Origin of the sequence: Dyadobacter sp. CY347 (genome assembly GCF_021502655.1) — a bacterium.
GTDB lineage: Bacteria > Bacteroidota > Bacteroidia > Cytophagales > Spirosomataceae > Dyadobacter.
Genome location: NZ_JAKFFT010000002.1, coordinates 105,948 through 128,130 on the forward strand (window position 1 = coordinate 105,948; position 22,183 = coordinate 128,130).

12 protein-coding genes and 1 tRNA gene are annotated in these 22,183 nt (G+C 46.2%); 6 read left to right on the plus strand and 7 right to left on the minus strand.

Features of this window, described 5'->3' with window-relative positions; genetic code table 11:
• Positions 1–113: 113 nt before the first annotated feature.
• From L0659_RS01165 to L0659_RS01175, 3 genes are read right to left on the minus strand one after another with little or no spacing between them, the layout of a single operon-like run.
• Positions 114–1,934 carry a sialate O-acetylesterase gene (locus tag L0659_RS01165; RefSeq protein WP_235123688.1) on the minus strand — a complete coding sequence of 607 codons (1,821 nt, stop codon included), beginning with the start codon at positions 1,932–1,934 and terminating at the stop codon, positions 114–116.
• A gap of 37 nt (positions 1,935–1,971) precedes the next feature.
• Positions 1,972–3,363: a hypothetical protein gene (locus L0659_RS01170; protein WP_235123689.1), complete on the minus strand. Its 1,392-nt coding sequence runs from the start codon at positions 3,361–3,363 to the stop codon at positions 1,972–1,974.
• Positions 3,364–3,386: 23 nt separating this feature from the next.
• Complete coding sequence (locus L0659_RS01175; RefSeq protein WP_235123690.1) at positions 3,387–4,829, minus strand: hypothetical protein; 1,443 nt, start codon at positions 4,827–4,829, stop codon at positions 3,387–3,389.
• Between the two features lie 474 nt (positions 4,830–5,303).
• Here L0659_RS01175 and L0659_RS01180 point away from each other — a divergent pair, with 474 nt between their 5' ends.
• The gene (locus L0659_RS01180; protein WP_235123691.1) at positions 5,304–9,989 is read left to right on the plus strand and encodes a choice-of-anchor D domain-containing protein; all 4,686 of its coding nucleotides are present in this window, start codon (positions 5,304–5,306) and stop codon (positions 9,987–9,989) included.
• 85 nt (positions 9,990–10,074) lie between these two features.
• Here the strand turns inward: L0659_RS01180 and L0659_RS01185 are convergent.
• A tRNA-Ile gene (locus L0659_RS01185) sits at positions 10,075–10,148 on the minus strand.
• A 237-nt stretch (positions 10,149–10,385) separates the two neighbouring features.
• Between L0659_RS01185 and L0659_RS01190 the strand changes: the two genes are divergently transcribed.
• The 4 genes from L0659_RS01190 to lpxA all read left to right on the plus strand — a co-directional run bounded on the left by L0659_RS01190 (position 10,386) and on the right by lpxA (position 14,983).
• On the plus strand, positions 10,386–11,618 hold the full coding sequence (locus L0659_RS01190; RefSeq protein ID WP_235123692.1) for an HD domain-containing protein: 1,233 nt from the start codon (positions 10,386–10,388) through the stop codon (positions 11,616–11,618).
• A gap of 82 nt (positions 11,619–11,700) precedes the next feature.
• Positions 11,701–12,747: a UDP-3-O-(3-hydroxymyristoyl)glucosamine N-acyltransferase gene (gene lpxD, locus L0659_RS01195; RefSeq protein WP_235123693.1), complete on the plus strand. Its 1,047-nt coding sequence runs from the start codon at positions 11,701–11,703 to the stop codon at positions 12,745–12,747.
• 35 nt (positions 12,748–12,782) lie between these two features.
• Positions 12,783–14,174, plus strand: a complete 1,392-nt coding sequence (locus L0659_RS01200) for a bifunctional UDP-3-O-[3-hydroxymyristoyl] N-acetylglucosamine deacetylase/3-hydroxyacyl-ACP dehydratase (RefSeq protein WP_235123695.1) — start codon at positions 12,783–12,785, stop codon at positions 14,172–14,174.
• Positions 14,171–14,983, plus strand: coding sequence for an acyl-ACP--UDP-N-acetylglucosamine O-acyltransferase (gene lpxA / locus L0659_RS01205; protein WP_235123696.1), 813 nt, complete (start codon positions 14,171–14,173; stop codon positions 14,981–14,983). Before L0659_RS01200 ends, lpxA begins: the two co-directional genes overlap by 4 nt.
• Positions 14,984–15,097: 114 nt before the next feature.
• On the opposite strand, the gene L0659_RS01210 is transcribed toward lpxA, so the two are convergent.
• Positions 15,098–15,895, minus strand: a complete 798-nt coding sequence (locus tag L0659_RS01210; RefSeq protein ID WP_235123697.1) for an MOSC domain-containing protein — start codon at positions 15,893–15,895, stop codon at positions 15,098–15,100.
• A 29-nt stretch (positions 15,896–15,924) separates the two neighbouring features.
• Complete coding sequence (gene tsaD, locus L0659_RS01215; protein WP_235123698.1) at positions 15,925–16,923, minus strand: tRNA (adenosine(37)-N6)-threonylcarbamoyltransferase complex transferase subunit TsaD; 999 nt, start codon at positions 16,921–16,923, stop codon at positions 15,925–15,927.
• Positions 16,924–16,994: 71 nt separating this feature from the next.
• Between tsaD and L0659_RS01220 the strand changes: the two genes are divergently transcribed.
• A complete protein-coding gene (locus L0659_RS01220) occupies positions 16,995–21,584 on the plus strand; it encodes a translocation/assembly module TamB domain-containing protein (RefSeq protein ID WP_235123699.1) in 4,590 nt (1,529 codons plus the stop codon).
• Positions 21,585–21,620: 36 nt separating this feature from the next.
• On the opposite strand, the gene L0659_RS01225 is transcribed toward L0659_RS01220, so the two are convergent.
• Positions 21,621–22,013, minus strand: a complete 393-nt coding sequence (locus tag L0659_RS01225; protein WP_235123700.1) for a hypothetical protein — start codon at positions 22,011–22,013, stop codon at positions 21,621–21,623.
• Positions 22,014–22,183 lie beyond the last annotated feature (170 nt).

Genomic DNA, 22,183 nt, shown 5'->3' on the forward strand with positions numbered 1-22,183 from the left:
GTTCCGGCTAAGGAAATGATTTTATTTCAACTTAGGAAACCAAATCGATATTCTGTCTGCGTGAAATCTATATTCTATCGGCTTGAATGAGGCTTAAAGTTTCGTCTACCCAATTATTTCGTCAGTTGTACCAACTTCCTGATCGTGAAATGCTCATTGATTTTTAGTCTGCAAAACAAAATCTCACTTGAACGGTCGGGCAAATTTCGCACTTCATAAAGCCATTTTCCTTTTGCGTGGGGATTGTCTACAACCGTTTTCACTATTTCCCCCTTCGTGTTTACAATCTCCAACCTGACCTGGCTGTTGTTCTCAGGAACCTCAAATGCAATTGTAAAATGCGCTGTAAAAGGATTTGGATAGGCGTTCAATTCAAAACCAGGTTCTTCACTTTCTTGCGTTTCCTCGTCATAATCCGCCGCTATGCGCTGATTGTTATACTTCCCTACATTGATCGCAGGCGATACATGCCAGTTGCCGTTCGCATCCTTCATGTAACAACGGATCCCCAAATATTGCTCATCCGTCGTATACACACTCGCATTGCCACCGGGCACGGCCGGACCATTGATACCCACTTTACTCCACATATACTGAACCGCTGCTCCTTGCGCGGTAAGTGTCCGCCAATCAGCATTTTTCGAATAAGTCAGTTGCGGCACCCAGCCCGCCGCAACCGGATTAGCTAACGCGCCAATGGTCGAAAACCATTTATTCGCCAGCCAGGTAAGGCCTTTGATTGATCCAGCGCCCTCGTAAAAGTGGGTGCTGTCGCTGCGATATTCATCGCCACCGTCGCTTGCGGTAGTAGTGCCGGAATTTCCACTTACATAATCTGTTTCGGAGCCGTTTAGGTTGGGTAAGCCTGTTGCGACGTTGCCCTGCCCGGTTCTAACCGTAGAATTGAGAGGTCCGAATTTGCTGATGGATGCTTTCGATACATACCACGTAAGATTTGGGGCTCCGAAATCAGCGCGGGATTTGGCAATAACGGCTTGCAGTTTGGTTTGATAATCTACCGAACTGGTTGCTTTGTAACTTGGATTAACATTTAAATCTGCATCCGCTTCTCCTTGGTGCCAAAGAATAGCTCGCACGCCAAATAGCGCACCATAAAAGTTTAGAGCGTTTTTTAAAGTTGTGTATGGAAGGCCATAATAATCTGAAGGGTTCACTGAACCTCCCGCATAACCTAAACATACCTGTGCTCCTGTATAGGGATGTTTTGCTTCAATGCCTTCACTGCCTTGTTTCCATTCCGTAACGCTCGATCCGGCTGTTGCTGCATTAAAGAATGCCACGGGCATTCCGCCATTTGCATCTGAAACCAGCTTGCCCAACATGGCGTAAGCCCAAATGCCATTGCCCGACGGCCCTAATCTACCATGTCGTTTTGCTTCATCAGGCGTATTTAACGAAAACATGCTCGTGAATGAAGCAGGGAAGGTTTTTTTACAAGTCCTATCCTCTGAAGTACCAATAATCCATTCTGGGATACCCGCGCTCGAAGGGAGTGAATAGGCAGTGTTTCCGTATCCTTGCGCATTGGATTGGCCGGCGATAATAAATACATCGCCGACACCAAATTTCCCCGAAGCATACACGACTCCGTTCAACATTATTTCACATATATACCAGCCCTTATTCATTACCAGTGAAGTATAAAACATGCCGTTTGATGCCAAACTTAGGTTTGTGGTAGGCCCAGCCGCACCAACGACGCCTTTGGCACTGACCGTCCGGACCCTATAACTCAGCGTGACTGCAAGGCTGGTGTGTATAAGCTGTCCCGCAATGGTTGCTGTCGCCTTGTCAAGTGTATTCCGCTGAAGCACAGAATTGTTGATCGGATAGGATAGCGATACGGTTTGCGCATTGCAGATATGGGCTAGAAGGTATGTGCATACGAATATCCACTTTGTAATAGTTTTCATACTAGAAATTGGTTGCTAATTAAATTGCTGACAATAGCTATTTTTTGAATTCAATTTTCTTGGCAAAACCAGCGATATCAATCGTTGGAATTTTTGCGCCGTAATGATTATTAATCGCTTTGATAACCTCATTTGCAATGACAGCCTGTCCAAGTGGGGTAGGATAAATTCCGTCCGATGAGAAGAAATTTCCGTAAGCAGTTCCATCTACTAATACACCATCATCCGTTTTGTATCCTCCTTGATGAATGCGTTGATACAAGTCGAAAAGGTCAACAACTGCCAGGTCTTTTTCTGCTGCGTAATCCCTGATCTTCTGGTTATAATAGAGCCGAGGGTCGGAAAGATAGCTTTCTCCTGAATCGATCACTTCAATGTCATCCAAATTGGCCATAAAAGCTTGATCTTTAAATCTTTTACAAAGGTTATGCAGTTTGGCTGTCGGGATTAGCGAAAATGGCTTGGCGATATTTATGACCTCATCCGCTACACCGTTTCGGTCGAAGGTAATGTATGCATTCCCAAATTCTTTCATTGAATACCAGTTCATATAGGGCAAATCCTGGTAGCGTGGAATAGTAAAGATTACACCTTTTTTGCCATGGAGGACGTAATTGATCGAATAGTCAGTTATTCTTCCCGAGTTCATAATCGAGCCGTTAAAGCTTGCATCAAACAGCCCAATCTGTCGTGTTGTCTTTATGCCAAACATCCAGCGATCGAAAAATTCCTCGATAACGATAAAATTATACGGTATTTCTGCTGGTTGATGCCCATTGAACCGCGACTTAAGGAGCTTTGTCAAGTCGCAGTTTTCGCAGGCCCAGCTTGGGACATACCATTCGGTACTCCCTTCGTAAAGTCCGTAATTCGAAATCTTCCCTTTGTACTCCGGCATTGTCGGCGGGCTGCCGGGTGAGATAGGAATGGTGTTATTCACGACCCGGTCCCATTGCGGATATCCGTTATCCGTATGACGGTATACGTAATAACCTGTTCCATTGAAATGTTCTTTTTCAAACAGCGGCATGGCGAAGTTTTTGATCCCCATCTGGTGCGCCAGCAGGTTGGTGTAATTGGTTTGCTGGCTTTCTCTGGTAATGCCGCCATTCATAACTCCGGCAGTTAACCCGCCGCCAAATGCGACCATTTCCATTTCTTGTCCCGGTTTCAGGATCCGGCCAAAATCAGCTAACGGCACGGTTGCAGAGAGCCATTCTTCTATTTTAAGCGTTGGTTGTCGTTCGAGGTTATCGTGAATCATTTCGGGATATTGTCCCATCGGATGAATCCGCATGAATGGCCCGGACGTTCTGGCGGAATCTTCGGCGCTGGGAATAAAGACCGGCTCGACGGGCTTCGGATCGGGCCATCGGGGCGTGGGTGGATTACATGCAACGAGTGCAACGAGGCATAGCAACTTCTTCATGGTAATTTGTTTAAGATGAAACATTACTTGTTAAGTCCAATTGACTTTTCAAAGCCTGCAATGTCAATCAATGGTATTTTGGCATTATAATGTTGATTGACAGCCTTGATAACCTCATTTGCAATGACAGCCTGTCCAAGTGGGGTGGGATAAATTCCGTCCGATGAGAAGAAATTTCCGTAAGCAGTTCCATCTACTAATACACCATCATCCGTTTTGTATCCTCCTTGATGAATTCGTTGATACAAGTCAAAAAGATCAACTACGGCAAGGTCTTTCTTCGACGCGTACTCCTTTATTTTCTGATTATAATAAAGCGCCGGATCGGACATATTGCATTCGCCCTCGTCTAGCACCTCTCTGTCTTCAAGATTTGCCCTAAAAGCTTCACCATCATTAAAGTTTTCAAAAAGTCTGTGGAGTTTCGCTGTTGGGATCAGCGAAAACGGCTTTGCTCCATTTATCAGTCCATCTCCTATGTTGTTTTGGTTAAAGGTAATGTATACTTCCGATGCTCTTTTATTTAACTCATGCGTCGAATACCATTTCATATAAGCGAGATCCTGGAAACGTGGAATAGTGAAAATAACACCTTTCTGAACCTTATTTAATATGTTGTTAATTGCTGAGTCAGTAATCCTTCCAGTATTCATAATCGATCCATTGAAGCAGTATTCCCATAGGCCGACCCGGCTTACAGTTTGTATTCCGTACATCCATCGATCGAAAAATTCCTCAATGATCACGAAGTTATAGGGTATTTCAGATTTGATTTCGTCAAATGCTTCTGACAGATATGGGCGCCGATAATGATTGAATCGCGAAAGAAAAAGTTTATTTAAGTCACAGTTTACGCAATCATTGCCCATCATAAACCTTTCTGCGCTACCGTCTGGCAATGCAAAGTTGGAAATCTTCCCGTTATATTCCGGCATTGCCGGTAGGCTGCCGGGTGAGATAAGAATGGTGTTATTCACGACCCGGTCCCATTGCGGATATCCGTTATCCGTATGACGGTATACGTAATAGCCTGTGCCGTTATAATGTTCTTTTTCAAACAGGGGCATGGCGAAGTTTTTGATCCCCATCTGGTGCGCCAGCAGGTTGGTGTAATTGGTTTGCTGGCTTTCTCTGGTAATGCCGCCATTCATAACTCCGGCAGTTAACCCACCGCCAAATGCGACCATTTCCATTTCTTGTCCCGGTTTCAGGATCCGGCCGAAATCAGCTAGTGGCACGGTCGCCGAGAGCCATTCTTCTATTTTAAGCGTTGGTTGTCGTTCGAGGTTATCGTGAATCATCTCGGGATACTGTCCCATCGGATGAATCCGCATGAATGGCCCGGACGTCCTGGCGGAATCTTCGGCGCTGGGAATAAAGACCGGCTCGACTGGCTTAGGATCGGGCCATCGGGGCGTGGGTGGATTACATGCAACGAGGGCAATCAAGCATAGAAATTTTTTCATGGCCATTTTGTTTGAGGTAAGGTTATGTCCAGGTAAGTGAAACTTTATCTGGTAATCGTGCTATAATGATAGCGTATTTAGTTCTGCTGATAGCATGGAAAACGTGCGGCACTGTCCCACCGGCGAATGGCAATTATTTAACGGAGAATGTATGTTGGTTGCAAGAGATCCGGCAAACATTACCATTCATATGCAGCTGCAAGAAGATGATTGTAAAAAATTCAAATATTTATCTTATTTGATAATCAGATACTTATGTGGCTTTGTGCTCGGCTGTCTACGCTTTGTCCACCCCCTGCTTTTGGAGGTTTGAAATTAAATTAATTCCTTTCGATTAATTATAAACGCACCCGTTCAGCGCGCGTCGCTTACCCTTTACATTTCTTCCATCTTGCTTTCGCTTCCAATGCAACAGCTGCCCTGCGCAAGGTGGAGGAGCTGCGGCCATTCAACTACGTAAATCCTTTAATATCAATGAATAAAATCTCTACTTTTTGCAAACAGTGTTCACTGTTTTTGCTGATTATCCTATGCGCTTTCAGCGCCCCTCTTTTCGCCCAGCAAGTGACCTGGACCGGGAATGTCGACTCCGATTGGGCAACCGCCGAAAACTGGAGTGCCGGGCTCGTACCCACAAGCGTCGACGATGTTGTAATTCCGGCAGCAGCCAACAGACCTGCCATCAATGGAACAGCGGTTCAGGTTAATACCATCGAAGTTTTAAGTGGGGGTATTCTGCATATCGCCGCAGGTGGCATTCTGACCGCAGCAGGCCAGAAAGCATTTAATGGCGCTGATGTGGCTTCACTTTATAATCTGGGTGTGGTCGAGAACAATGGAAAGGTGACACTGGGAAGTACGGCCGAGCCTGCGACAAACGGATTATGGAACAACGGCAATTTCAGCAACAACGCTTGCGCCACGCTGCTGGTACGAAACAATCTCCACGTAGGCGTATGGGCTAGCATGGACAATAAGGGTTTGATAGCGGTACAGCAATCGTTCAAAGTGCGGGGGACTTTTACCAACAAGGGCGCGCTGGTCAATGAAAAATTCCCGGACAATCTCCTTCAGTACAGCAATGGGGATTTTCTCTTGATTTACAATAATTCAAACACAATCTTCGGTGCCGGATACAGGTTTAACGGCACGTTGATTGGTATTTTCAAGGATCAGGAAGGCACCCAGTCTGCCGGGAATTTTGTGTCACAGTATGATTTTACACCTGAAAATCTCCCAATTGGTACACAAACACTTTATGCCAAGTTTACGCTATCAGAAGGTTCCTGCGAATATCTTGCACCATTCTCCTACCAATATATTGTATCGCCTACCATAGAAGTTTCGGCCAATGGTGTGCGCATTGAAAACGGAAGCGCTACGCCTTCGACAGAAAACGTTACGGATTTTGGCTCACACGACGTAGGTGTGGGTTCTCGGCAAGAATCATATCTAATAGAAAATATCGGAAGGGAAGAACTGCTGCTGACGGGCGCGCCGACCGTTGCTTTGACGGGGTCGACAGATTTTACGATCACGCGACAGCCCGGTGGAAGTTTGGTTTACGGGACTGGTGATAATGTTGATATCAGGTTTCGTCCCATGTCAGCTGGCGTGAAAACGGCTGTTGTCAGCATTGCCAGCAATGACCCCAGCCAGAACCCATTCACTTTCACTTTGCGCGGTGAAGGAAATGCCACGGAATGCACACCGACTGAGACTCCGGACGGCCTCATCACATGGATCGGTTTGGAGAGCGACGACTGGAACACACCGTGTAACTGGTCACCTGCCAGTGTTCCCGGGGCCGGCAACAACGTTTTGATCCTGGGAGGCGCAACGCATTCACCTGCGATCCCTGCTGGCACAAATACATCTGTTTTCCACCTGGAAATAGAAAGCAATGCTACATTGCAGATTTCAGAGCAGGCCACGCTGGCTATTGTAGGGCGCGCGGGTGGACAGGGTGGTCATGCGCTTTCCAACTCCGGTACGCTTGAAAATCGCGGAAAGCTGCTTATCGGAAATGCTGGCTTTGTTGGTGAAGGCCTGATTAATATCGGGGATCTTCAAAATTACAGCACAGGCGAGATCGAAATTGACGCTGCTACCAGGCAGTTTTTCACAAATTACGGCACTGTTATCAATGCCGGAAAAATCACTACCGGAGCTGGCGCCCTTTCGGCAAATTACACCCGTTTTCTTTCCAACGGAATCCATAATGAAGCCACCTTTAATAACACTGCTTCCGGGATACTTATCATTGAAAACAATGGAAGGATTGGTCTGGTAAACACCTCTAATTTTACAAATGAAGGGATAATCCGGATCGGGGTAAATGGTGGCGTGCGTGTAGGGGCCGGAAATTATGGTGGAAATTTTTCCAATAGGAGTGGCGCATCAATGTCCATAGACGGTTTTACTACGACAGGACTCGAAAACGCTGCTGGAACCTTCAATAATGCTGGCGTTGCAACCATAGGCGGCAGCAGAAGCACAGGCGGGAACGGGATAACCAATGATGATACTTTCAACAATGAAGCCTGTGGTAAAATAGATCTGCTCTCCGGCACATTTGTTAACAATGCAGAGAAAACGGTGACGAATGCGGGCCTGATTCGCATTGTAGGCAAGCTCGAAAATGCCGGGATATTCGACGATAAGGGCGCTCTTGTTATAGGCACATTCTCCGGTACGGATGTTGTCCATCACCACGGAAATTTTCTGTGGATCAACAATAATTCAAGCATGATCTTTGGTCCCGGGTTTAACTTTCAAGGCACCTTGATGGGTATTTTCAAGGATCAGGAAGGCACTCAGTCCGCGGGGACTTTCGTGTCACAAAACGATTTTACGCCTGAAAATTTGCCTGTCGGTGCGCAGACACTTTATGCTAAATTCACGCTTTCTCCGGGTTCATGCGAATATATTGCACCGTTCTCGTATGAATATTTTTTAGACCCTACTATTAAGGTGACTGCCGATGGTGTGCGCATTGAGAATGGAAGCGATACACCTTCGACAGAAAACTTTACAGATTTTGGCTCTCACGAGATAGGCATCGGTTCACGGCAGCAACAATATAATATAGAGAACATCGGAAGGGAAGAGTTGCTGCTGACAGGCACACCGGCTGTTACCCTGACTGGCTCCACAGACTTTGCAATCACGCGGCAGCTCGGAGAGACTGTTCCTTATGGCGGTATTGAAGGTTTGGAAATCAGATTTCGTCCCATGTCGGCTGGCGTGAAAACGGCTGTTGTCAGCATTGCCAGCAATGACCCCAGCCAAAATCCATTCACTTTCACTTTGCGCGGTGAAGGAAACGCCACGGAATGCACACCGACTGAAACTCCGGACGGCCTCATCACATGGATCGGGCAGGAAAGTTCTGATTGGAACACACCATGTAACTGGTCACCTGCCAGTGTTCCCGGGGCCGGCAACAACGTTCTGATCCTGGGAGGCGCAACGCATTCACCTGTGATCCCTGCCGGCACGAATACATCTGTTTTCTACTTGGAAATAGAAAGCAATGCTACATTGCAGATTTCAGAGCAGGCCACGCTGGCTATTGTAGGGCGCGCGGGTGGACAGGGTGGTCATGCACTTTCCAACTCCGGTTCGCTTGAAAATCGCGGAAAGCTGCTTATTGGAAATGCTGGCTTTGTTGGTGAAGGCCTGATTAATATCGGGGATCTTCAAAATTACAGCACCGGCGAAATCGAAATTGACGCTGCTACCAGGCAGTTTTTCACAAATTACGGCACTGTTACCAATGCTGGCAAGATCACTACCGGCGCTGGCGCCCTTTCGACAAATTACACCCGTTTTCTTTCGAACGGAATCCATAATGAAGCCACCTTTAATAACACTGCTTCCGGGATACTTATCATTGAAAACAATGGCAGGATTGGTCTGGTAAACACCTCTAATTTTACAAATGAAGGGATAATCTGGATCGGGGTAAATGGAGGCGTGCGTGTAGGGGCCGGAAATTATGGTGGAAATTTTTCCAATAGGAGTGGCGCATCAATGTCCATTGACGGTTTTAGCACGACAGGACTCGAAAACGCTGCTGGAACCTTCAATAATGCGGGCGTTGTAACCATAGGCGGCAGCAGAAGCACAGGCGGGAACGGGATAACCAATGATGATACTTTTAATAATGAAGCCTGCGGAACGGTGACTGTGCTTAGCGGGACATTTGTAAACAATGCTGAAAAAACGACTACAAATACAGGATTGATCCGCATTGTGGGCAACCTCGAAAATGCCGGGATCTTTACCAATTATGGTGTGTTCAAATACAAGGAAAACACAGGTAGTGAGTCCGTTAGCAACAACACTGATGCATCCGTCATTGTCAATGACGGTCCGGCAGCCAAGATTTTTACCTTCGGGGGCACCTACAATGGTACGATCAGCGGAATTTATAAAGACGAGAATGCGACTTTGCCAGCTGGTACCATTACTACTGCGACCAACACATTCTTGCCGAAAGATCTGACGGCTGAAATCCATGCCCTTTATGTCAAAATAATTCCCGCCGGATCGGCCTGCGAGTATATTGTCCCTTTTCAATTCGACAACACAGCATCTCTGCCAGTTACCCTCGTTTCGTTCTCAGGCAAGAAATCGGCTGAAAACGAGAATACGCTGAAATGGGTCACTTCGGACGAAAAGAACTTTGACCGCTTCGAAGTGCAATCGTCGGCGGATGCAAGGTCTTTTCAAACAATAGGCAACGTAACCGGCTCAGAAAGCCAGTCCACAAGCTTTTCTGAATATCAGTTCGTAGATCAGAACATTTGGTCAACCAGCTATTATCGACTGAAAATGATTGACAAAGACGCTACATTTAGTTACTCAAAAGTAATCGTGGTAAGCGACCATGGAAGCGCTGAGGAAATTTCGGTTGTTGGTAAAATTTATCCCAACCCTTCTATTGGAGACGTATTTGTTGACGTAATGGCCGTTAAGCCGGAAACGTGGCACATCACGATCCTGGACGTAACTGGCAGAATCATTTTCACCGAAAACCGTGACTTGCAAACTGGGATCAATAAAATCAAGCTGCAAACCCCGTCGTCTGGTTTGAATCTGATCAAATTCGAAAATGGAAAAGAAAGTGTTGTAAGGAAACTGGTGAAAGAATAGTGATGCAGTCGAAAGCGATGTAGTTCACAAGCTTACAAAAGAAGAGAGCGCCTCATTTTAATTAAGGCGCTCTCTTCTTTCAATGTGGGCCCACCTGGAATCGAACCAGGCACCTACTGATTATGAGTCAGTTGCTCTAACCGAATGAGCTATAGGCCCGTTACTCTTTCCTGGATAGGCCAGGCACCTACTGATTTTGAGCCCCAGTGGAGCTGCGGACGCGGCGCGGTTCACTTGCTATAATCGACCGGGCAAACGCTTTGTGAGCTATAGGCCCGTTCCTATTACGGAATGAAGCGCAAAAATACGCAATAGCGGCAATTCTCCAAATCATATTGATAAGAATAACTTCTTTTGTCCGTTGCTTGTTTATTACTTTTGCCAAAAAATCGAGCTTTGAATAAAAGGAAAATCATTAACGACCCCGTTTACGGGTTTATATCCATATCTTCTGATCTGCTTTACGACCTGGTTGATCATCCCTATTTTCAGCGTTTGAGGCGCATTAAGCAGCTTGGTTTGGCAGATGTTGTTTACCCCGGAGCCCTGCATACGCGCTTCCATCACGCGTTAGGCGCCATGCACCTCATGGGACAGGCCCTCAAAGTGCTGCAACAAAAAGGTCACGCCATTTCCGAACCGGAATTTGAGGCAGCACAAGCGGCCATTCTACTGCACGACCTGGGGCATGGTCCGTTTTCTCACGTTCTGGAAAGTGTTTTGTTACAGCATGTCGCGCATGAATCCATTACGCTGGTCATGATGAAAGCATTGAACAGCCAAATGGAGGGACGGCTTGATCTGGCGATTCAGATGTTTGAAGGGACTTATCCCAGAAAGTTTTTCCATCAAATGGTTTCCAGTCAGCTGGATATGGACCGGATGGATTATCTGAACCGCGACAGTTTTTATACAGGCGTCATTGAAGGTTCTATTGGTGCAGACAGGCTTATAAAGATGCTGGATGTGAGTGAGGATCAGCTGGTAGTTGAGGAAAAGGGCTTGCTTAGCATTGAAAATTTTCTGCACGCGAGAAGGCTCATGTACTGGCAGGTTTATTTGCACAAAACATTGTTAAGCGCGCAGGCCATGCTCACCCAGCTGCTGCAAAGGGCCCGCGAATTGTCTGATGGCGGCGCAACATTATTTGCTACGCCAGATTTTGCGAGGTTCCTGCACAATAATTACAGCCTTGAAGACTTTGATATACACCCGGATCTGCTGGAATCGTTCAACGGTTTGGACGATAACGACGTATGGGCTTCTGTAAAGGGCTGGCGGACACATAGTGACCCCGTTCTCTCGACGCTTTGTACCATGCTGCTTAACAGGCAGTTATTTAAAATTACTTTCTATGATTCGCCGCCAGATGAAGCGTTACTTGCTGATTTGCGAAGGCAGCTTCTTGAAGCGGGCGTCGCTGAGGAGCAAATGGATTATTTTCTGGTCAGCGGCGAAACGACCAACTGGGCCTATGCAAAAGAACTGGATCCGATCCGGGTGAAAATGAAGGGTGGCGCACTGCTGGACATTGCCGATGCATCCGACATCCCAACCATTAAGGCGCTCACTAAGATTGTACGCAAGTACTATGTATGTTGGGCTAAAAATGTATCTTTGCGTGGTTAGTCAGGATCATTAAAAGAAAAAGCCCTTTTCAAAATCCACTATAAGTACTCGATATTCGTTACCCGAAATTAGCCGAAAAAATATGAAATTTACTGTCAGCGAGATTGCTCAAATGCTTGATGGAACCATTGTTGGAAATGATACAATTACAATTGATTCGGCTGCTAAAATTGAAGAAGGGCGTCCGGGCTGTATTTCCTTTTTAGCCAACAGTAAATACGAACCTTACATATATACTACACAATCTTCCGCAGTCATTGTCAGCAAGGATTTTGTTCCTAAAAAAGAGATATCGGCAACACTTATATATGTCGAAAACGCTTACACTGCATTCACGATCCTGCTCGAAGAATATCAAAAACGCATTGCCAGCGGCAAATCCGGAGTAGAACAACCTAGTTTTATCGGGGAAAATAGTCAGACAGGCGAAAATTGTTACCGAGGTGCTTTTTCCTACATTGGCAAGAATTGCGTGATCGGCAACAGCGTAAAGATTTATCCAAATACTTATCTCGGCGATAACATTGAAATAGGGGATAACTCCATCATCCATCCCGGCGTACGTATTTATGATAATACGATCATTGGTAAAAACTGCGTGATTTTTGCGAATACAGTCATAGGAAGCGATGGTTTTGGTTTCGCGCCCCAAACGGACGGAACTTATAAAACGATCCCGCAACTTGGTAATGTCATCCTGGAAGACGATGTGAGCGTAGGATCCAATTCCACAATCGACTGTGCGACAATGGGTTCCACAATTATTCGGAAAGGGGTTAAAATAGATAATCTCGTGCAAATCGCACATAATGTAGAGATTGGAAAAAATACCGTAATTGCAGCCCAATCCGGGATCTCGGGATCAACAACGGTTGGCGAACAATGTGTCGTGGCCGGACAAGTTGGGATCGTGGGGCATATTACAATTGCAAATAAGACTAAAATAGGAGCTCAGAGCGGATTAGGGAAATCAATCAAAAAAGAAGGGCTTTCGCTGTCCGGCTCACCAGCCAGGGATTTGAACGAACATTTAAGATCAATGGCCCTCGTCCGCAGGCTGCCCGAAATAGAAGAAAGGCTGAAAGATCTGGAAAATAAACACGAAACATCCGATTTTCAGGGTCAATAGTACAACGCGCCTTTAAGAAGAAAAGGAAATTTATAATGAACGAAAAACAACAAACCATTTCCAAGTCTGTATCCGTAACAGGAGTGGGTTTACATACGGGTGTGGTGGCTACAATGACATTTGTGCCTGCCGCCGCCAATCACGGATACAAGTTTCAACGCATTGATTTACCCGATCAGCCCATCGTAGATGCAGATGTCGACAATGTGGTCGATCTGTCGCGTGGAACAACCATTGAACAAAACGGAGCGCGTATCCATACGGTTGAGCATACGCTTGCTGCCCTAGTTGGTTTGCAAATCGACAATGTGCTCATCCAGCTCGACGGCCCCGAGCCGCCGATCATGGACGGGAGCTCTATTAAGTTTGTAGATGCATTGCTTGACGCGGGCATTGAAGAACAAAATGCATACAGGAATTACTTCGAAGTTCCTGAATATGTGCATTATATGAATAAAGAAACAGATACGGAGCTTGTTGCGTTGCCACTTTCCGATTACCGCCTGACCGTGATGGTCGACTATAATTCGACGGTGATCAGCAGCCAGCATGCATCCCTGAATGATATTACATTATTCAAAGACGATATCGCCGAATGCCGCACATTTGTATTCTTACACGAACTTGAAGCGTTATACAGGCAAAACCTGATCAAAGGCGGCGACCTGACCAACGCGATTGTGATTGTAGACCGGGAAGTGCAGGATGGCGAACTAGATCACCTTTCGCAGCTTTTGAGTAAACCAAAAGTAAGCGTAAACAAGTCAAAGGGCATTCTGAATAATGTAGACCTGCATTATCCGAATGAAATGGCGCGTCACAAGCTGCTGGACCTGATCGGCGATCTTGCTTTGGTAGGCCGTCCGATTAAGGCGCAGATATTGGCTGCCCGTCCGGGACATGCAGCTAATGTGGCTCTGGCCAAAAAAATTAAGAAACTAATTAAATCCGGGAAAGGAGATATCCCGCAATATGACCCGAACAAGGCGCCGGTTTTTGACATTAACCAGATCGGACAGCTATTAGCGCACCGTTATCCGTTCCAAATGATCGACAAAATCATTGCATTGGACGAAAACAGCGTGGTAGGCGTGAAGAATGTGACGATCAATGAGCAGTTTTTCCTGGGCCATTTCCCCGGAAACCCTGTAATGCCCGGCGTTTTGCAATTGGAAGCCATGGCGCAGACGGGCGGTATTCTGGTTCTGACAAGCGTGCCGGATCCTGATAATTACTGGCCTTACCTGATCGGAATTGATGCATGCCGCTTCCGCCGCAATGTTTTTCCCGGGGATACGGTAATTTTTAAATGTGAATTTACGTCTCCAATGAAAAGGGGAATCGTGAAAATGAGTGGCCGGGGATATGTAGCCGGACAGTTGGTGTGTGAAGCGGATATGATAGCAAGCCTGGTAAAGAAAAAATGACTCAATCATTAGCATATATTCATCCTGGCGCTAAGATCGCTCAGAATGTGGAAATTGAACCATTCGCAATGATACATTCCGATGTTGAAATTGGCGAGGGCTCATGGATCGGATCACACGCTGTTATAAATTCAGGTGCGAGAATCGGAAAGAACTGCCGGATCTTTCCGGGTGCAGTAATCGCTTCTACGCCCCAGGATCTCAAATATAATAACGAATACACATTTACGATCATCGGTGATAACACCACGATCCGCGAATACGCGACGATCAGCCGCGGAACTGAGGAGCATTGGAAAACGGTGGTGGGTTCAGACTGCCTGATTATGGCTTATGCACACGTAGCGCATGACTGCCGCGTTGGGAACAGCTGTATCATTGGCAATAATGTACAGATGGCCGGTCACGTACATGTAGGCGACTGGGCTATTGTAAGTGCGTTAAGTGCTGTGCATCAATTTGTTAAAATCGGATCACATGCATTTGTTTCTGGGGCAACATTAGTCCGCAAGGATGTGCCGCCGTTCACAAAAGCCGCGCGTGAACCCATTTCTTATGCTGGAATCAACTCGGTTGGATTGAGAAGACGTGGTTATAGCAACGAGAAGATCAACGAGATCCAGAATATTTACCGTTACATCTATATGAGAGGCCTTAATAATGCCGAGGCTCTGCAAAAAATAGAACTTGAATTGCCGCCATCCAACGAGCGGGATGTGGTCATTAACTTTATTCGTAATTCGGAAAGAGGGATCATGAAAAGCCCTTTCCAGACAAATGGAACAACAGAAGCAGAAGCGCAGCCTTAAACGTTTGCCAGCAGGATTTGTCTTAAAATATATGAAGCCCGGGATTTTCTTCCGGGCTTTTTTTTCGCTTAAAATTCAAAAAACAACCTTGAATTAACTATTCAAGACTCATTCTTATTCAATTACTTCCAACACGTCCCCTTCCTTAACAACCCCAAAATTACTGGCAACCAAGTTTTGTCCGAATAGCACTTTGTTGTTAACGCGTCGGTAACTGGCTAGTGTTTTTAATGGTTCAGGGCCTTTCTGCCCGGTTGCGGGATCAACGGTAGTGAGGACGCAGCGGGCGCAGGGTTTTACGATTTCGAAATCCAGTTCGCCGATCCGGATGCGCTTCCATTGATCTTCTTCAAAAGGCGCTGTTTCGGAAATAACGAAATTGGGCCTGAAACGAACCATGGATATCGGCTCTTGAAGGCGTGTGTTGAGATCATCCAGTGAAGCCTGTGAAATGACCAGGAATGGGTAACCATCAGCAAAACTGACGATCTCTCCATTTTTAGCATACTTCGGATCCGCTTTCCGCTCCGTGGATTCTGGCATCATTACCAGCCTTACATTTTGTCCTATTTGTGCCGAAAGCCATTGATCCGCCTCATCCGAAACCGTTACAGCTTCGGCAAGGTCATCCCAGATCTTAACAGTCAGATTTTCACCGGAAACGGGCTCATAGGCAGCTGTAATGCTGTTTTGCGGATCGTTTCTTTCGAATATTTTCAGTCCGTCCTGTTCCAGGGAAACGTCAATCAATGCCATTTGGTGAAAGACGCGCTGCGTAATGAATGTATTATTGTCATCAATGATCAGCCAGCGGCGGTCGTATTGCAGTCCCTTGTTTTCGGTTTTTGCCTCTTTTAACCTTATTCCACCCAATGATTTGACGGGATAGATCCATATTTCTGATAAACGCATGTTCGAATATGTTTTTGTTCATGACTTTTTCAAAACTCCATCCGCGCCATCGGACTAACCATTTGATCAGTGAAATCCCTGGCTTCAAACTTATAATGTGCCGCCATGGCGATCATAGCAGCATTATCTGTGCAGTATTCGAATGCTGGAATGTACACTTTCCAATCCAGTTTCGCTCCCAATTCAAGAAGCGACTTCCTTAATCCGGAGTTGGCAGAAACGCCGCCGGCGATCGCAATTTCCTTAATCCCAGTTTCACGCGACGCTTTTTTGATTTTTTTCAAAAGAATATCCACCAGTGTATACTGAATGCTCGCACAGATATTATTTAGATTTTCACGGATAAAATCAGGATTCTCCCGCACCTGCTTTTGCAAAAAATACATAAACGAAGTCTTGATCCCGCTGAAAGAGAAATCCAGCCCCGGCATTTCAGGAAGCGGAAAAGGATATGCCTGAGGATTTCCAAATGCCGCATATTTATCGATCAATGGTCCGCCTGGATAGGGCAGGTCGAGCAGCTTGGCGGTTTTGTCAAATGCTTCGCCTACTGCATCATCTTTTGTCTCCCCGATAATCTCCATTTCCAGCGGGCCGGTAACTTTTACAATTTGGGTATGTCCGCCGCTGACGGTGAGGCAGAGAAATGGAAATGCAGGTTTGGGATCGTCGATAAAGTGCGCGAGCACATGGGCTTGCATGTGATTGATTTCTATCAGCGGAATATTAAGTCCCAGTGCCATCGATTTGGCAAAAGAAGTCCCTACGAGCAAAGCGCCTAATAACCCCGGTCCTTTCGTAAAAGCAATGGCATCCAGGTCTTTTTTTGTTACTTTTGCATCATTCAATGCGTTATCTACCACAGGCAGAATGTGTTGCTGGTGCGCCCGTGAAGCAAGTTCGGGAACAACGCCGCCATATTGTGTGTGAATCAGTTGCGTAGCAACAACATTGGAGCAGATTTTCCCGTTAGTGATTACGGCTGCGGAGGTTTCGTCACAAGACGATTCAATGGCGAGGATATTCATAATTGTTGAACTATAGTCGCAAAATTAAGCATTAACAATAAGATAAGCGGTATCCCGCCGCGAAGCTATATATGTTAAAATTCCTGAAGGCGTTTGGTAATGGTCTGATCGTAGTGATCATCTTTGCGCTGCTGGCGTTGGGAATTGTTACCATTGCACTTCAACTTCCTTCCGTCCAAACCTGGGCAGTTCAGCGTGTTACGAGCAATATTTCTGAAAAGCTGGGTTATCCCATTACCATTCAAAAAGTCAACATTAAGTGGTTTGACGTCGTTTCTCTGGAAGGGATTTCGGTAAAAGACACGAGCCGGAAGGATATGATCGATGTCGGCAGGATCGACGTCAACTTAGATCTGAATAACATCATCGAGAATTCTGCCAGGGAAATTTATCTTGACGAGGTGAATGTTTACCAGCCCAATGTGCATCTGGCCGTGCTGCCTTCATCAGGTTCATTGAACATTGATGGCTTCATCGAACGCATTAACGAGCTTACCGCCCCGGACGTTCCGCGTCCCAAAAACGCACCCGAAAATAATACACCATTCATTATTGGTAAATCAAAAGTCATTGACGGAACATTCCGCTATGATGATCCGCGCCAGCCTCGTGACAGGGGCGCCAGGACATTTGATTACTCTCATTTTGAACTGAACAAACTGAATGGTGACCTGAGAAATTTCCTTGTCCAGGGCGATACGATCTCTTTTCTGGCCAGAAACCTGGAAACCGTTGATAAACAGACTGGTCTGACGATGCACGATCTGGAAACGCGCTTTTTGTTTTGCCAGAAAAAAATGGAATTGAAAGAGCTGGACGCTCATATCGGCAATTCGCATTTGAAAGACGAAGTCATATTCTACTATAACAGGTCCGGCGAGCTGGGCGATTTCAATCACAAGGTCCGGATGAAAGGACATTTGGTAGGCAGTCGTGTTGATTCAAAAGATCTTGGACTTTTTTCGAGCTATGTTGATAATCTGAGTGAAACCTGGCGCATATCCGGCGATTTCAACGGGAAAGTGGATGATTTCATGGTTTCCAATATGGATCTCCATTTCGGGAGAGGCAGCCGGCTGGTTGGTAATGTTGGTTTTGAAGGGCTTCCGACTATCGAAGGCGTGAAAATGGACATTCAGCTGTCGCTATCGAAAGTGGAACCGATGGACATTGTTCAGTACTATCCTGAGTGGGAGATGCATTCTGAACTTTCAAAATTCGGTCTCACGCTGCTGGATGGCACCTTTAAAGGAACATTAGAAGATTTTGCCCTGAATGCTTCCGCCTCCTCGGATATGGGGGAAGTGGCGGGCGATCTCGTTTTCCACATTGCCGATGCGCAGTCAACCACTTATTCGGGAACGATCAAAACGGCTGCATTTAAGCTTGGGAAATTGCTGGATGACGAAGAAACGTGGCAGGAGCTGGATTTTGACGGAAAAGTTTTTGGAAAAGGCACGGAGTTGAAATTCGCTTCCACGGATATGAACGCGACAGTCGGGCGCGTAGGATTTCAGCATTATAATTATAAGAACATTCAGCTTAAAGGAAATATACAAAACCAGTATTTCAATGGCCTGGTCGTTGCGCGGGACAGCAATCTGCTTGCCAACATTGAAGGGGAATTTGACCTCTCAAAGGCGCAAAATGCATTCGACGTGCAGGGAATCGTTGAGCGCGCGAACCTGAAAGAACTTGGCTTTGCCAAAGATGCCATCACATTACGCACGCAACTAAATATTAATCTGACCGGTAACACATTGGACGCGCTGACAGGCGATGCCAAGCTCCTCGACACGTATTTGCTGATGTCTGAAAAGGAAAGAAATCTCGTGATGGATACGCTGGTGTTTTCATCCCGCCAGATCGCCGACAGACGCATTCTAAAACTGGAAAGTGAATTCTTGACCGCAAAAATGGATGGGAATTTTCTTCCCACAGCTGCCTATAAAGACATTAGCCGGATTTTGGAAGAGTACAAACTTTACTTTTTCGAAAACGAAGCAAACCGGACCGAATATTATTCTAGAAAGGCTGCGAAGACGTCACTGGACCGTTACCAGATCGACTATGCGGTTGAAACCAGGAACTTGTCACGTTTTCTCGCGTTCTTGAGTCCGGATGTATATGTTTCAAGAGGAGCGAAGGCAGAGGGGGTTTTTAAAATGGATAATACGGCTTTTTTGACATTGAATGCAGTTTCCGATACAGTCCGTTATGGAACAAATGAATTTGTAAAGGCAGAAGTCGACGTTACAACTTCAAAGTTTGTAAACTCAGCGGAAGTTCTGGCTTCAATGCTTGTCACATCCGAAAACCAGAAAATAAGCGCATTAGTCCCGACAGAAAAACTGGAAATCGAAGGCACCTGGGATGTTGACCATATTGATTTCAATAGTGCCCTGAACCAGGTTAACAGCACCAACAACGCTAATCTGGCCGGCGAAATCCGCTTCTTACCTGCCGGTTTGGACATTAATTTCAAAAATTCAAAGCTTAATTTGTTGGAGGAAACCTGGAATGTTCCTTCTGAGAGCTTTATCTCTATCGTCGGGCGTGATGTGACAATGTCTAATTTAGGTCTTGTAAGTGGCAAGCAGCGGATTTTTGTGAGCGGCACGGCATCGGAAGATCCGGATAAAAGCATGGTCCTGGACATCAAGAATTTCAGGTTGGCGAGTTTGAATGCGCTGTTAACCACGCAGTTGGCTGGGATTATGGATGGCTCCGCGCGGGTCAAAGACATTTATAATGATGTGGTGCTCGACGCCAATTTCAACATTGAAAGCCTTGGTTATGGTCAGTACGAATTTGGAAACTTATCCGGGACCGGCGATTGGGACCAGGGCAGGAGTGAGCTGGAAATTGATGCACAGCTTAATAAAGATGCAAGGCGCGTGTTCAATCTTACGGGTGCCTATCGTCCGAAGTTAAATGCTAACACGCTGGATTTGAAGGCTATTTTCAACAATTTCGATTTCAAAGGCCTCGAACCATTTGCTACCGGGCTGGTTTCGGACATTAGCGGGACGGCGAAAGGTGTGGTGACCATCAAAGGCGTTGTGAACGCACCGGTTCTTTCGGGTTCGTTAATGGTGGACAAAGGCCGGATGAAATTCGATTATCTGCAATCGATCTTTACTTTCAGTGATAAGATCAACTTTACCGAAAGTGAAATTACGTCCGATAATATGCTCATTACGGACACCGATGGAAACACCGCGAATCTGCGCGGCGGGGTTTTTCATGATGGTTTTAAATATTTTTCCTTGGGTTTCAATGCGGATTTGAAAAATTTCAAAATCCTTAACACAACAGCGAAGGATAATAGCATTTTCTACGGAACTGCCTATGTTACAGGCCCGGTCGCCGTTTTTGGCCCCATTGATAACCTCAACATTGAGGCTAATGTAACCAGTAACAAAGGCACCAAAATTCACATTCCGCTGGATGGCGCTACCGAAGTGGCCACACAGGATTACATTCAGTTTGTAAGTAAAATGCCTCCGGCAGACAGCACGGCAAACACGGGTGATTCAACGGCAAGAAGCCAGGTTGCAGGCGGAATAAAAATGGATTTCAATTTCAACCTGACGCCAGATGCGACTTGCGAAATCATTTTTGACAGGCAAACCGGTGACATTATCCGAGGGAACGGCAGTGGCAGGCTGAACCTCAACATTGATACAAAAGGCGATTTTACGATGGCCGGAACGTATGAAATCGAACGGGGGGAATACAATTTCACATTGCAGAATGTCATTAACAAGAAATTCAGCATCAAACCCGGGAGCCGCATTGTGTGGTCCGGGGACCCTTATGGTGCGCAGTTGGATGTAAAAGCGGGTTACACGCAAATGGTTTCGCTGGCCGGCGTTTTGCCCAATACAAGCACAACAGAAACGGGCAATGATGCATTATCCCGCCGTTATCCGGTGGAGGTTACCATTGCACTTTCAGAACAGTTAATGTCGCCGCAGATCCGGTATGATCTCAAAGTGCTGGATAATCCTTCGCTAAGCACGTATCGCGGACAATTGGAGGCATTTCAAAATAAATTGAAGTCGGATGAACAGGAATTGAGCAGGCAGGTGAGTAGTTTATTGCTTGTCAATCAGTTGCTTCCGGAGGCGAGTCTGGCTGCGGTGGGAAGCCAGAATTTCCTGGGCAGCAGCATTAGCGAGCTGGTGTCGAACCAAATCAGCCGCTGGGCGTCGGGGATTAATGAGAATCTGGAAGTGGGCGTTTCGGGGCTTTCTTTGGATCAAAATGCGCTAAACAACTTACAATTGCGTTTTTCTTACCGTTTTCTTAATGATCGCTTCCGCGTAACGCGCGATGGACGCTTCACATCTGGAACGCAAAGTGCCAATGGCGCTTCACAATATGATGCGGCCAGCTTGCTAGGTGAATGGACTTTGGAATACTGGCTCAACCCCAGCGGATCGGTGCGCGTGAAAGCCTATAACCGGAATGTGCTGAATTCACTTGTGCTGAACTCCGTGACAACCGGTGGCGTGAGCATGCAGTTTACACACAGCTTCAACCGTATTTCTTTAATGCCGAAGCCTTCGGTAAAGATCCCTTACGTGCCCGCTGATACAACCAGGCAGGACACGACGGTGAATAAGATGATTTCCAAAAAAGATCCTACACGCTAAATTTTGGCAAAAATTCCGGGCTCGATCGCGCGAATGTTATTCACCGCGATATCTCACAGCCAGCCCGCTGAGCATATAACCTTCACTTTTGACGCTGGTGTAATACTTGTATTTCACATTAATAATGGCATCAGCACCAATTTTTTGTGCCTTAATAACCAGACGCGCCGTAAGTAACTCCTTGGTTTTGGCATCATTACCCCGATACATCATGCGCTTATCCTGAGTCTGACGTGCTGTCAGCGAGTCTTCGCTGGTAATTTCCACGATCCCGATCTCTGAATAAGGGCGGTCCAGCGGCTGGTTATCGTAAAGCAATTCAATGGGATACTTTGTGTTGGTTGAAATAGGAATGCCCGAGGCGCAGCCAGCCAGGATCATAATAGCAGACAGGAAAAGCAGGCGGGTAATGTTTTTGAGCGGCGTCATTTATTTTAATTAAATCATATATGTTAAAACTGCTATTCTTCTCTCAGAATTCCTACTGACGCCGGAAAATATGTGGGGCTGTCCAGACCTATACACCAAAACGTTGCCATTGTGTTGCAGCGGATTTTATTTCGCCATTTATCCCTAAGTCATTGCTAAATGCGATAATC